Raw genomic sequence first — 12,956 nt, forward strand, 5'->3', positions numbered from 1 at the left:
CCTCGTCACCCCCGCGAAAGCGGGGGTCCAGAGCGGCTTGCGCGGTGTTTACGGCTCTGGATTCCCACCTTCGCGGGAATGACGAGGTTCCTTAAGTGTGAGCCTCAACCCTTGCGGTAACGCCCGGGCGAGACCCCGAAATGCCGGGCGAAGGCGCGGGTAAAGCTCGCGCTTTCCGCAAACCCGACGTCGAGCGCGATGGCGCTGACGTTGCGGCGGCTGGTGCGGAGCAGGCGCGCCGCCGCTTCCATGCGGTGCTCGTCGACCAGCCTGCGCCAACCTGTGCCCTCGGCAGTCAGCCGGCGGTGCAGGGTGGGTACGGATAAGCCGAGCCTGCGCGCAGCCTCGGCAAGGTCTGGCGGCATGTCGAGCGGGGCCTGCTCGATCATCACCCGGACCTGTCCTGCCAACGACAAGTCCGTGCCGCGCCCGGCGAGCCGCCGGAGATGTTCCTCGAGGATCGGGTGGAGGCTGGGGCTGAGCACCCGGCCACGCAGATCGAGGTAGCGGCCGTCCATCGAGATGGCGTTGCAGTCCTGCTCGAAGAATACGTCGCAGCCGAAGAAGTCGCGGTAGCGGGCATAATCGCCGATGCGTTCGTGTTCGAAGCGCACCTCGCGGAACTCGATCTCGCCGCCGGTGAACTGCCGGGCGAGGCTGAACATGGCGCCGATCGAGTATTCCGCATCCTGCCGCCGCCGGGTGAGCGTTGGGTCGAGTACGCCGTAAGAGAACGTCGCCCAGCGGCCTTCGTCGGTGAACTGGTTCCGGCTCGCCTGCTGCATGGTTGCAAGGTGGCGGGTGAAGCTGGTGAACGCGGTGCGCAGATCGGGCGCGCTGAGGAACAGGAAGCTCAGCGGGCCGAGGCTGTCCGATCCTGAGAGCCGCCCCGCATGAAGCCCGAAGTGCGGATTGCGCACCAGCTCCGCTGCGTCCTCGAAGAACGAGACGAAGTTGGCGAGCGGGATCAGCCCGTCCGGATCTTCCAGCACCTCGCGTGTCACGCCGATGCGCGTCAGCAGCCCTGACGCCGGATGGCCGGTCAGCTCGACACAATTGGCAACATGGCGCAGGAACTGCGCGGCGATCTGAGGCTCGGCCATGCGGCCTAGCCTATCAGCCGCGCCCGTGCAGGCAAGGCGTGGTTACTTCGTCTCAAGCGCGGATTCATAGAATGCTGCGCCCTGGCCTCCGGCAGCGCGCTTGCCGCGGAATTCCCAGTCACCGCCCATTGCGGTGGAGATCACTTCCTCGGATTCGGTCGGCTGCGCACCGCAATCGTCGCGGATCGGGGTGGGGCCGTGGACGATGGTGTTGGTGAGCTTGCCGAGGCCTTCGACTTCGACTTCGACCACATCACCCGGCTGCACCGGGCGGCTGTTGGCGGGCGTACCTGAAAGCAGCACATCGCCCGGCTCCAGCGTGATCGTGCGGGCAATATCGGCGACGAGGTAGTGCATGTCCCACTCCATCTCGCTGGTATTGCCGTCCTGCTTCACTTCGCCGTTGACGATGGTGCGGATCTGCTTGTTCCGGAAATCCCAGCCCGTGACGAGGCCCGGGCCGATCGGGCACAGCGTGTCCGAACCTTTCACGCGCAGCATCGAGCCCGCATCGGTATCGCGGAAATCATGGAGCCCGTAGTCGTTGGCGACCGAGTAGCCGAGGATGTAGTCCGCCGCCTCATCGGGCGAGACGTTGCGGCAGGTCCGGCCGATGACGATGGCGATCTCGCCTTCGTAATTGAGATACTTGCAGCGTTCGGGCCGGACGATTGCGCCCTTGTGGGTGTTAAGCGCGGTCAGCGGCTTCTGGAAATAGGTGGGCGCGGGCGGGAGTTTGGTGATGAACTCCTTGACCCGGCTCGCGTAGTTGAGGTGCACGCAGATGATCTTGCTGGGATTGCAGGGCGCGAGGTGCACGGCTTCATCGACACCGATGCTGCGGCCGTCCTTCGTCACGAGCTCATCGCCGTGGCGGGTGGTGAGGATGGGGTAGCCATCGAGCAGGATGCGGCGGTATTCGGTGGTCATCGGCTTGCTCATCTCGGGGCCCTCGTTTCCAGATATGCTATGCCTTAGCGGGGCCGTGCGCCACAGGCATTGGCCGCTGCGGCCAAGCTTGCGAGGGGATGGGCGCTAGAAGCGGATGGCGAGACATCGAGATGAGGTATCCATGAGCAACCTGAAGGGCCTGTTCTATCCGCGCACACCGAGCGGCAAGGCGAGCATCGTGCCGCCCGTGCCGTGGCACTATTCGGGCGAGCTCATCACGCTCGAATACCGCACCGACCCGGAGAAGGTCGCCGCGCTGCTGCCCGAAGGCTTCACCCTGGCCGACGAAGACCCCGGCGCTGTCGCGGCGATCTGGGCGGACTGGCAATCGACGAGCGACGATCCGGCGCAGATCCTTGATCCGGTGCGGGTGCAGTACAAGGAAATGTTCATCGTGGTGCGCTGCCAGTTCCAGGGCAAGACGTGGTCGCGCTGCGTCTACATCTGGGTGGACAAGGAATTCGCGATGCTGCGCGGGCAGCATCAGGGGTACCCGAAGAAGCTCGGCTCGATCCAGATGAGCCGCCCGGTCAACGTCGGCAAGGCAGGGCCGCGGCTTGAGCCCGGTGGAACCTTCGGCGTGACGCTGGCAGCGTTCGACCGGCGGCTTGCCGAAGGCCGCTTCACGATCACCGAAACCGCCGAAAAACCCGGCTTCGTCAACGGCCTGCCGATGGTCCATAACCGCTGGATGCCTGCCATCGAAACCGACGGGACGCAGAGCCTTGACGAGGTGGTCACCATGTCGAGCTACGATGTCGACTTCGGGCGCTGCTTCAAGGGTGATTTCGACCTCACGTACTTCGATTCTCCGGTTGAGGAACTGCTTGATATCGCGCCGCAGGAGAAGATCGCCGGGTACTGGCACGAAGTCGGCGTTTCATGGCGCGCGGGGACGACGCTGGCGCGGAATAATCTGGTTTGAGCCGCGGGATACGACCAGCCTGCCTTCTAACCCCGTCTGTCCTGAGCTTGTCGAAGGATTGTTCTTTCTTTCGAGGCAGCGCTGCGCCGCAAGAACAAGGACAGTGCTTCGACAAGCTCAGCATGGACGGGGTAGGAGATTGAGCGGAGCGGGTTTTAGCGGACCACTACGCCTCCTTTCATCACCAGCTTCACATGGGTGAGCGCTGACAGGTCGCGGGTCGGGTCACCATCGACAGCGATGAGGTCAGCAAGAAGGCCGGACTTGACCGCGCCGCGATCCGTCAGGTGGAAGGCCTGCGCATTGCCCGATGTAGCGGCGACGAGGACGGCGGCGGGTGTCATGCCGCCAGCGGCCATGGCGTTGATCTCGCGCACATTCTCGCCGTGGGCGAAGACACCGACATCGCCGCCCATGCAGATCGGCACGCCGGCGGCGAGCGCGGCGCGGAAGGCGGTGCGGCTTTCGGCGACGCCGGCGGGCGGGTGGTCGGGATCGGTCCAGCCGCGATAGCGCGCGATGGCTTCGGAGGCGGCGAGTGTCGGGCAAAAGGCGATGTGTTTGGCGGCCATGGCCTTGAACACCGCAGGAGTCCCTTCATCGCCGTGCTCGATCGTATCGACCCCGGCGGCGATGGCACGGCGCATGCCCTCCGCCGTGACGGCGTGGACCGCGACAGTGCGCCCGGCATCGTGCGCGGCGGCGGTGGCGGCGGTCAGTTCGGCTTCGGAAAAGGTGGGCAGGCTGGGTTCGCCCGGGCGGTAGTGGTAATCGGCATAGAGCTTCACGACATCGGCCCCGGCGGCGATCTGACCCCGCACCGCGCGGACAATGCCTTCGACGCCGCTCGCTTCCTCGGCCCCCTGCGGGACGCTGACGCCGGGCTCGAAGCCCTTGGGGCCATAGGCACCCTGCGCAACGATGGCGCGGGTGGCGACGAGGAGGCGGGGGCCGGGGGTGAGGCCGCTGTCGATGGCCTTCTTGAGGCCGACATCGGCGTAGCCTGCGCCCTCGGTGCCGAGATCACGCTCGGTGGTGAACCCGGCGCGCAAGGTCGTTTCGGCCTGCCTGGCGGCGCGGATCGTGCGCAAGGCGAGGGGTTCGTGGAGGACCTGATCGTCCCACGGCGTTTCGTTGTAGGGGTGGAGGAACAAGTGGCCGTGGCCTTCGATCATGCCGGGCATGAGAGTCTGGCCGGGCAGGTCGATGGTCTGCGTGCCAGGCGGGAGCGAGAGGTTGGGACCGACCGCGGCGATCCGCGTGTCTTCCACCAGCACTTGCCAGCCGGGATGCGGCGCGGGATCGGTGCCATCGAACACTTGCGCAGGGCGCAGGAGCGTGCGTTGCGGTTCGGCGTTGGCGACTGCGGGGAGGGCGAGGACAGCCGCGAGGGCCGTTTTGATCAGAGCATTCATGGGCGGCGCACTCGCTTTGAATTTAGGTCAGGTTGACACAGTTGACACAGTCCTGAGGAGAAACTCGCGGGGCCGATTTCGGCGCAAGTGCTGGCAGGGCGGCAGGCCAAGCGGGCGGCGGTTTTGCGACGGTTTCGGCTCATGCGCGGACTGTATCGCAGCAGGGGCGAGTAGGACAGTGGGGGAAGGGGATACTTGGCGGCCTTGGTCGTGGGAGCGAGGTCCGCTTTGCGCTGTTTTGCCGCAAAAGCTGACGTTCCGGAGACGCCCCATTAGTGGACATTTCGTCTGAACCGTGAACGCCATCGCTGCCACTCGAAGGCTGTGTATTCGACGCAAACCTTTTCCAGACGGCAGCCGAAGCGCACATTGATCAGATGTCGAATAGTCGCCACGCGGGCAGCTGACGAAGCAGCGTCAACGACAAGGGCGATACCGGGCGACGGCGTTAAGCGAAGGCTCTGACCTATGTAATCGCGAAGTGTCTGCTCATTGATTAAATTGCCATTCCAGAAAAGGCGATCTTTCCGGAGTTCAAGTAGGTTCACAGTTGCCAACTCGCCGAACTCACATCCTTGCCGACGCCATCCGGTCCTAAGCGGGCGGCATCGTTGCTCGAAGTATTGTTGACCGCCGGGCATCTTGCTGGGGAGCGCATTCGGGCTGCTTCCTATGGCAGCAGCTGCGATCATGCTGGCAATGGTGAGAGTTTTCATCGGCCAAGTGTAGCACGCGAATGACCGCCTTCCACCAATTCCGGTCATAACGGAGACAAAGGGTTAGGACCGATAGCTGCCAATCGATCTGCGTTCGCATTGCGCCGAACTGCATCCGCCGTGCAGGGCTGCTTGCCCTTGCGGTCGAACGCTCCGCAAAAATCGCCGATGGCACAGGATAACCCGCGAACTTCCCCGGTGCACAATCGCTTACAGGTTGTTTTTACCTGCTTCGCTAGTCTACCAATCGATAAGATGGCCGAGCAAACGCCGGGGGCGGTAGCTCGAGCCGAGGTTGAGGGGGGAAATGATGAAGCGTATTGGCATTCTTGCATTGGTCATGGCTGCGCCCGCGTTGATGGCGCAAACGACTCCCCCTCCAGCGCCGGCGAGCGCCGTTCCGGCAGGGCCGACGGCTATCGTCTTTTCGGAGAAGGGCGCGAACGGGATGAGCGATCTGCCCATGGGCGTCCACCGGATTCCCGACAGCAACGTCGTGATCTCGGGCTATCAGGGCGGCGGCGGGATCGGGATGCTGTTCGGCGTCGTCGGCCTGCTGGTGCAGAGCTCGATCAACACCGAGACCGGCACGGGCAAGGTCCGCAATGTCGAGGACGACTTGCGCTTCGACGTCCGGGCCAAGGCCATCGAGATGACCAATGCCAAGATGGCTGACGACAAGTTCCGCACGGCCTACACGCTCACGCCTCAGCCGGGTGGCAGCACGATGACGGTGACGCCGTATGTCGTGCTCACGTTCGTCAAGAAGACCGAGGATGTCCGCCCTTATATCGTGCTGAAGACGAAAGTCGCGACGGGCACGGATTCGGGCAAGACGATCAAGTATTTCTGCTGCGAAGGTAAGGCGCTGCCGCTGGCAAGTCTGACCGAAAATGATGGCGCCCGGTTGAAGGAGCTGCTGACGGCCGAGCTTGATACCGCGACGGACGTGATGCTGCTCGATCGTTCACAGCGCATTCCGCGCAACGATGATGCCAAGGTCGCCACCAACGGCTTGCTCCCGTTCGTGGGCAAGCCCTTGAAGTGGCGGGGATTTGATCTGGGTCGCTACAAGGATAACAGCCTGATCGAGTTTCGCGGCGGGATGTTCGTCTTCTCGGGCGTGAATATCGTCGAGCCGGGGGCGCTGGAAATCACGCCGGTGGTCAAGAAATAAGGGCAATCGCTGAGTTTGATCGCTGCCGGCTGTGGAGCACTTTTCAACCGGCGTGACAAAATCTGCGGAGGCCGTTAGCTGATCTGCGTGACCGTCATAGAACTCCAGAAGCCCGCCATCGACACTCTTGAGAGCACCGCGTCTGCGCCGATCGATCCCCGTCAACTGGCGCGGGATATGCAGGCGTTTCGCGATCCGCGCCCGGAGCGCAGCGGATGGGAATTGGCGATTACGCTGATTCCCTTCCTCGCCCTGTTTGCGCTGATCGCGGTTGCGGTAAATGCCGGGTATTGGCTGGCGCTGGCGGCAACCCCGCTCGCCGGGCTGTTTCTACTGCGACTGTTCATCATCCAGCACGATTGCGGGCATGGTGCCTTCTTGCGCAAGCGGGCGAGCAACGACTGGGTCGGGCGGGCGCTGGGAGTGCTCACCTTGACGCCTTACGATTGCTGGCGGCGTTCGCACGCCATGCATCATGCGGGCACCGGGAATCTCGAGGCGCGGGGATATGGCGATGTGGATATGCTGACGGTGCGCGAGTACCGGCAGCGCACGTGGCTCGGGCGGTTGGGCTATCGGTTCTATCGCCACCCGCTGGTGCTGCTGGGGCTCGGCCCGGCCTATCTTTTCCTGCTGCGTCACCGGTTGCCGATCGGCCTGATGAAGGAAGGCTGGATCTACTGGGCGAGCGCGATGGCTACCAATCTGGTCACGGCGCTGCTGCTGGCGCTGCCGTTCTATTTCTTCGGCCTTGGCGTGACGGCGCTGGTGTTTTTTCCGGTGCTGCTCAGTGCGGCCTCGCTCGGCGTCTGGCTGTTCTATGTGCAGCACCAGTTCCCGGAGGCCTACTGGAAACAGCGCGCAGACTGGTCGTTCTACGAGGCTGCGCTGCATGGTAGTTCATACCTTGAATTGCCGCGCATTCTTGGCTGGTTCACCGGGTATATCGGGATCCACCACGTCCACCATTTGTCGAGCCAGATTCCCTTCTATCGGTTGCCTGAAGTGCTGGAGAAGCATCCGCGCCTGCGGGAGCTGAACCGGTTCACTGCGCTGGACGCTTGCGGGACCCTGCGGCTGGCCTTGTGGGATGAGAACCGGCGGGAAATGGTTTCCTTTCGCGAGGCGTCGCGGACCGGGTGATTTATCGGCTGGCGCGGTGCGTGCGGCTCTGGGTTCCCGCCTTCGCGGGAATGACGAAGGGTTTGATGGTCCGCGTTGTTTCGTCACACCCGCCTTCGCGCGAATGACGAAGGGTTTGATGGTCCAAATCGTTTCGTCACCCCCGCGTAGGCGGGAGGGCAGGGCGGTTGGCGCGGTGCGTGCCGTTTTGGCTTGCTGCCGTTGCGGGAATGACGGGGGTTAAGGCAATGGCCCGTCTGGCAGGCCCAGCGCGGCGCGGTCTGCGGTTGCGCCGGCGAGGTCTATCCCGGCCAGCGCCGAACGGGCCTGTGCGTCGAGGAGGCGGACGCGGGCGTCGGTGGCGGCTTCTTCGCGCATGTTGAGGAGGAAGAAGTCGCTCGCGCCGAGATCGAAGCGGCGGCGTTCGGCAGCGGCGAGTTCGTCGGCGAGACGGGATTCTTCGGCGGCGAGGCGGGCGGTCTTTGCGGCGCCGTCTACCCCGATGGCGATCCCTTTGACCTCGACGGCGATCTGTTCGCGCACAAGTTGCTGGCGGGTCCGCAGGCCGTCGATTTCGGCGCGGGCTTCGGCGATCTTGCCCCTGGCGGCGCGGCGCTGGAGCGGGACGGTGAGGCGGATGCCGACGATGGCTTCCTCGCCATCGCGCGATTTGCCGCCGGGGCCGGTCTTGCCGAGATCGTAGGAAAGCTCGCCGCGCACATCGAGGCGGGGCTTGAGCTCGTTTTCGGCGAGCGCGAGCTTGAGTTCGGACTGGGCGAGGCGGGCGCTGAGGGTCTGCACGTCGGGGCGGTCGATGGCAGGGGTGCCGGGGCGCGTCGGCTTGAAGCCGGGGAGCGCGGCGGGGAGGCGTTCGGGGCCGGGGACGAGGCGTTCGCCATTGTCGTCGCGGTAGAAGAACGAGAGCGCGTTGGCGGCGGCGGCGTATTCCTGCTCCGAGCGGACGACGAGCGCGCGGCGGCGAACGATATTGGTATCGGCCTCGGTGAGCAGGATCGCAGGCCTCGCGCCGAGCTGGACCTGGCGGGCGATGCCGGCGCGGCGTGCTTCGGCGAGATCGAGCAGCGACTGATAGGCCTTGAGGCGCAGGCCGGCAGCGACCCAGTTCTGGTAGGTGGCGGCCGCGCGCGCCTGTACGCCTATGGCGACCATCTCGCGTTCGAGCCGGGCGGCGTCGATATCGCGCGCGGCCATGGAAATGCGGCCACGGCGCTCGTCGATCGCCTTGTCGCGCAGGAGGGCGAACAGGCCGCCGATCTTCAGTTCGCCGAGGCGGTCGGTATAGGCCTTGTCCTCGTAGATCGGGAAGGTGCCGCTGCTGACGCGGTAGCCGCCATAGACCTGGCCGCCATTGCCGGTGAGCGGACGGGTGGCCTTGCCTTCGAGATAGCTGCCCGAATAGTAGCCGAGCACGCGGCTTTGCGCATCGACATCGAACACGGTGTCGAACGCGCCCTCGGCAGTGAGCGCGCGGCCCTCGGCCTGGCGGACGCGGGCCATGGCCTCGACGATCTGCGGGGCCTGCACGGCGGAGGTGCGCAGGATCTCATCGAGCGTGAGCGGCGCTGTCTGCGCTGCCGTGGCGATAGGCCAGAGCAGGGCGAGGGACAGCAGAAGGCGGCGGATCATTTCGGCTTCCCGGCCTTGCGCACGGTGGCGTCATCATCCTTCGTGGCGGCGGCGGAACTGTCCTTGTCGGCCATCGAGGCCTTGATGTCCTTGCTGAATTCGAGCGGGAAATCGTTGAGCTGGCGCCAGAGTTCGTAGCCGACCGGGACGGTTTCCATCTGGATCCAGCCGCGCACCTTGGCGCCGAGCTTGGTGAAGCGCAGGTCGGGCCAGGGCTTTTTGGCGGGATCGGGTTCGATGAGGACGCGGAACAGGCCGCCCCCGCCCGAGGTGGGATCAAGCGCCCGGACGCGGCCATCGAAGATGCCCTGCGCGACCGAGGGCCAGCCGCTGAACTGGATCGCGGGCCAGCCTTCGAATTCGAGCCGGACATGCTGGCCGGGGCGGACGAGCGCGATATCGCGGCCGTCGATATAGAGCGCGACGGCGCGCTCCGCGGTTTCGGGCGCGATGGTGGCGAGTACCGAGCCGGGCGAGACGACGCCGCCGCTGAGGCCGGCGTTGACTGTCTGGATCCGCCCGTCACGCGGGGCGCGGACAAGCTGCGAGGACTGGCGCGCAAGCTGGACGTCGATGCGCTGGAGCTTGGCGCGCGATTCGGCGAGCTTGGCGCCGCCTTCGGCGACCTTGATCTGCGCGAGTTCATAATCGCGCCGGGCGACGAGGCCTTCGCGGAAGAGTTGCTGCGTACGGTTCACATCGAGCTGGGCGGTGGCGCGGGACTGGGTGACGGCGGCGATTTCCGCTTCGATCTGGGCGCGTTCGGCGGCGAGGCGGGTGAGGTAATCGGGATCGAGATCGACCACGCGGGCGATGGGTTGGCCGGCTTTGACCTGCTCGCCGTCCTTCACGTACCATTCGCTGATGCGTCCGCTGACGAGCGCGGAGACGTCGGACGAGCGGTCGTCCGGATTGAGCGCGACGACCTGGCCGTCGCCATTGGCGGTCTGCACCCAGGGGACAAAGGCCATGACGAGCGCAGCGGCGATGATGCCGAGCGCGACCATCCACGCAGTGATGACCGCAACGCGCGGGGCCTTCATGCCCGCGAGCGTGGGGAAGTGCTCGAGATGCTCAAGACGATAGGGCATTGGCGGCCTCCCGATCCTTGACGTGGGCCTGCAGTTCGGCGGCGGAGGCGAAGCGGATCTGCTCGCCGCGGCCCAGCCAGAGCCAGCCATCGAGCGCGAAGCTGCCCGGGCGCGAGGTGCACAGGAGGACGGTGGTGCCCGCCACTTTCAGCCGTTCGAGCACGCCGAACAGCTGCGCGGGCGGCATGACATCGAAGACGGGCGCAAGGACGAGCACTTTGGGGTGGGCGAGCAGCGCGTTGGCGAGCTTGAGTTCCATGACTTCGCCCACTGTCAGCGGCCAGCCCGAGGAGGCGAGCGGGGTATCGAGGCCTTCGGGCAGGCTGGCGATGCGTTCGCTGAGGCCGACCGCTTCCACCGCATCGAGGATGCTGGCCGACGTGACGCCCGAGACGGCGAGATTGAGGTATTCGCGGATGGTGACTTCGACGATGGTCGGCCGGTCGAGCACGATGATCTCGGAGCGCAGCAGGTACATGTTGAGCCCGCCGAGATCGGAGCCGCCCACGGTGACGAGGCCGTGTTCGGGCGCGATGTGGCGCTTCAGCAGCATCGAGAGCGTGCGCTCTGCCCCCGGCTCCGGCACGGTGACGAGGCGTTCGCCGGCGGCCAGCGAGAAGTTGAAGTGCGTTTCGCCGAGCTTGACGTCGCGCAGGGCGATGGCGCCATCGCGCGGGCCCTGGGTGCTCGGGAGCGGCAGCTTCTCCTGGCTGATGCCGTAGAGCAGGGAGAGTTCCTCGCAGCTGGCGACGAGATCGTAGAACGTGTCGAGATACCAGCCGAGCTGGCCGACGCCGTAGAACACGCTGGAGAGAATGAGCTCCGCGCCGACGAGCTGGCCGATGGTGAGCTCACCCGCGAGGATGAGATTGCCGCCGAGCGCGAGCAGCGCCGCAGATGCGGTCGCGTAGAGCATGAAGAAGGCCAGCGTCTGCGCGAAGCTATAGCGGAAATAGCTCTTGTGCTTGGCGATGTAGTTCGCCGTCATCGCTTCCGAGCGGTCCATCGCGAAGCCGACATGGCGGCTCGACTTGTAGAAGCCGTTGGAGCTGCCGACGCTTTCGAGCCAGCGCGCGGTATCGTGTTTGGCGTGGCTCAAGGCAACCGCGCCGGTCATCGAGCCGCGTGACCACAGCAGCCAGATGACAAGGATCGCGAGGAGCAGGACCACGTTGAAGGCGAGGAAGAAGGGGTGGTAGAAACTGGTGACGATCAGGCCGACCGCTGATTGCAGCATGATGGTGAAGCCGCCGATGAGCAGGCTTGGCACCGATTTCTGCACGACGGTGAGATCGAAGAAGCGGTTGAACAAGTCTGCCCGGCGCGCATCACCGAAAAAGGGATCGCGCGCGTGGACGGCGCGGATGGTGATCTCGGCAACGACGCGGGCGAACAGACGGCGCTCGAACAAGGTCATGATGTAGACGCGCAGGGTGCTGAGCATCGCGACGACGAAGAGCAGCGCGAAGAGCAGGCCCGAAAGCGTCCACAAGGGGGCGGGGAGCGCGGTGTAGGCCACGCTGTTGATGAGGAGCTGGACCGAGATCGGCGTGGCGAGCGAAAGCAGGCCGATGGCAATGCCATAGACCGCCGCCAGCCGCAGATAGCCGGCATCAGGCCCGATGATCTCGGCCAGCCAGCGTATTGCATCGCGCAGTTCAACCCGCGTTGGTGCAGCCATGAAAATCCCTGAGAGCTCTGTTTGTCCGAAACCGGCGGCTTACAAATTACGACAGGGCGCGGAGCAGCGCCAATCAGAAGTCTTGCGGGGGCGCTATAGGCTGTGGTTATAACCTCTCATGCTTACCATTCGCCAGTTACAGTATCTTGTTGCCTTGGCGGACACCGGCTCCTTTGCGGAGGCAGCGCGGATCAGCCATGTTTCGCAGCCTGCGCTGAGCCAGCAGGTCAAGGCGCTCGAGGAGCGACTGGGCGTACGGCTGCTTGAGCGGTCCACCACCGGCGCAATCCTTACGCCGATCGGGCGGAGCATCGTGTCCAAGGCGCGCGGGATTCTGGGCGAAGTGCGCGGGATCGAGGAACTGGCGCGCAGTGCCGCAATGGGGCTGACCGGCACGCTGCGGTTGGGGACGACGCCAACGCTGGGGCCCTATCTGCTATCGCCGATCATTGCCGATCTGCACCGCGCGGCGCCGGGCTTGAGGCTTTATGTGCGCGAGGGAATCCCCGACGAGCAGGCGCTGCAGGTTTCGCGCGGGGAGCTTGATGTCATGCTCGGGCCGCTGCCGATCCGGGGCGACGACCTCGAAATCGAGCCCCTGTTTCGCGAGCCGCTCGATCTGGTGGCGGCAGTGGACAGCCCGCTGGCGCGGGGGCCGGTTGCACCTGCGGCACTGGCGGGGCAAGTGCTGCTCTCGCTTGATACCCGCCACCACCTGCACCGCGAGACGCGCGATATTGCCGAGACCCATGGCATGGCACTGAGCCCGGACTATGAAGGGACGAGCCTCGACAGCCTGCACATGATGGCCGCATCAGGCCTTGGGCTGACAGTGCTGCCACGGCTCTATTTGCAGAGCGATGTGGGCGGGCTTTCGGGGCTCGGCGTGGTCGATGTCGAGGGGTGGAAAGTGCACCGTTCGGTGGCGCTGGCGTGGCGGCGCGGCACGAGCATGGAAGCGGCATTCCGGGTGATCGCCGAACATGTGCAGCGTTCGGCGCGGCGGATGCTGGAGCGCGAGCTGGGGTGAGCCGCTCTGAGCGCCGCCTTCGCGGAAATGACGAGGGGCTTGATGGTCCCCGCCCTTTCGTCACCCCCGCGTAGGCGGGGGGCAGGGCGGTTTGCGCG

At 65.3% G+C, this 12,956-nt stretch carries 10 protein-coding genes; 4 read left to right on the forward strand and 6 right to left on the reverse strand.

Annotated features, from left to right (window positions below):
• Window positions 1-104: 104 nt before the first annotated feature.
• Complete coding sequence (locus ACO056_RS11020; protein ID WP_421846640.1) at window positions 105-1,103, reverse strand: AraC family transcriptional regulator; 999 nt, start codon at window positions 1,101-1,103, stop codon at window positions 105-107.
• 42 nt (window positions 1,104-1,145) lie between these two features.
• A complete protein-coding gene (locus ACO056_RS11025; RefSeq protein ID WP_421846642.1) occupies window positions 1,146-2,045 on the reverse strand; it encodes a fumarylacetoacetate hydrolase family protein in 900 nt (299 codons plus the stop codon).
• Window positions 2,046-2,175: 130 nt separating this feature from the next.
• Between ACO056_RS11025 and ACO056_RS11030 the strand changes: the two genes are divergently transcribed.
• Entirely contained in the window at window positions 2,176-2,979 is an 804-nt protein-coding gene (locus ACO056_RS11030; protein ID WP_421846644.1) for an acetoacetate decarboxylase family protein, read from the forward strand.
• Between the two features lie 155 nt (window positions 2,980-3,134).
• On the opposite strand, the gene ACO056_RS11035 is transcribed toward ACO056_RS11030, so the two are convergent.
• A complete protein-coding gene (locus ACO056_RS11035) occupies window positions 3,135-4,394 on the reverse strand; it encodes an amidohydrolase family protein (RefSeq protein WP_421846646.1) in 1,260 nt (419 codons plus the stop codon).
• Between the two features lie 1,023 nt (window positions 4,395-5,417).
• Between ACO056_RS11035 and ACO056_RS11040 the strand changes: the two genes are divergently transcribed.
• On the forward strand, window positions 5,418-6,287 hold the full coding sequence (locus ACO056_RS11040; RefSeq protein WP_421846648.1) for a hypothetical protein: 870 nt from the start codon (window positions 5,418-5,420) through the stop codon (window positions 6,285-6,287).
• A gap of 87 nt (window positions 6,288-6,374) precedes the next feature.
• A complete protein-coding gene (locus ACO056_RS11045) occupies window positions 6,375-7,430 on the forward strand; it encodes a fatty acid desaturase (RefSeq protein WP_421846650.1) in 1,056 nt (351 codons plus the stop codon).
• Between the two features lie 219 nt (window positions 7,431-7,649).
• Here ACO056_RS11045 and ACO056_RS11050 read toward each other — a convergent pair whose 3' ends face one another.
• Genes ACO056_RS11050 through ACO056_RS11060 form a run of 3 tightly spaced genes read right to left on the reverse strand, consistent with a single transcriptional unit; the run spans window position 7,650 to window position 11,828 of the window.
• Window positions 7,650-9,056 carry a TolC family protein gene (locus ACO056_RS11050; protein ID WP_421846652.1) on the reverse strand — a complete coding sequence of 469 codons (1,407 nt, stop codon included), beginning with the start codon at window positions 9,054-9,056 and terminating at the stop codon, window positions 7,650-7,652.
• Complete coding sequence (locus tag ACO056_RS11055; protein ID WP_421846654.1) at window positions 9,053-10,147, reverse strand: HlyD family secretion protein; 1,095 nt, start codon at window positions 10,145-10,147, stop codon at window positions 9,053-9,055. The genes ACO056_RS11050 and ACO056_RS11055 overlap by 4 nt, the downstream gene beginning before the upstream one ends.
• Window positions 10,131-11,828, reverse strand: coding sequence for an ABC transporter ATP-binding protein (locus ACO056_RS11060; protein WP_421846656.1), 1,698 nt, complete (start codon window positions 11,826-11,828; stop codon window positions 10,131-10,133). The genes ACO056_RS11055 and ACO056_RS11060 overlap by 17 nt, the downstream gene beginning before the upstream one ends.
• A 118-nt stretch (window positions 11,829-11,946) precedes the next feature.
• Between ACO056_RS11060 and ACO056_RS11065 the strand changes: the two genes are divergently transcribed.
• Window positions 11,947-12,858, forward strand: coding sequence for a LysR family transcriptional regulator (locus tag ACO056_RS11065; protein ID WP_421846658.1), 912 nt, complete (start codon window positions 11,947-11,949; stop codon window positions 12,856-12,858).
• The last annotated feature ends 98 nt before the right edge of the window (window positions 12,859-12,956 follow it).

It is taken from the genome of Novosphingobium sp. (genome assembly GCF_965228995.1).
In the GTDB taxonomy this organism is placed as follows: domain Bacteria; phylum Pseudomonadota; class Alphaproteobacteria; order Sphingomonadales; family Sphingomonadaceae; genus Novosphingobium.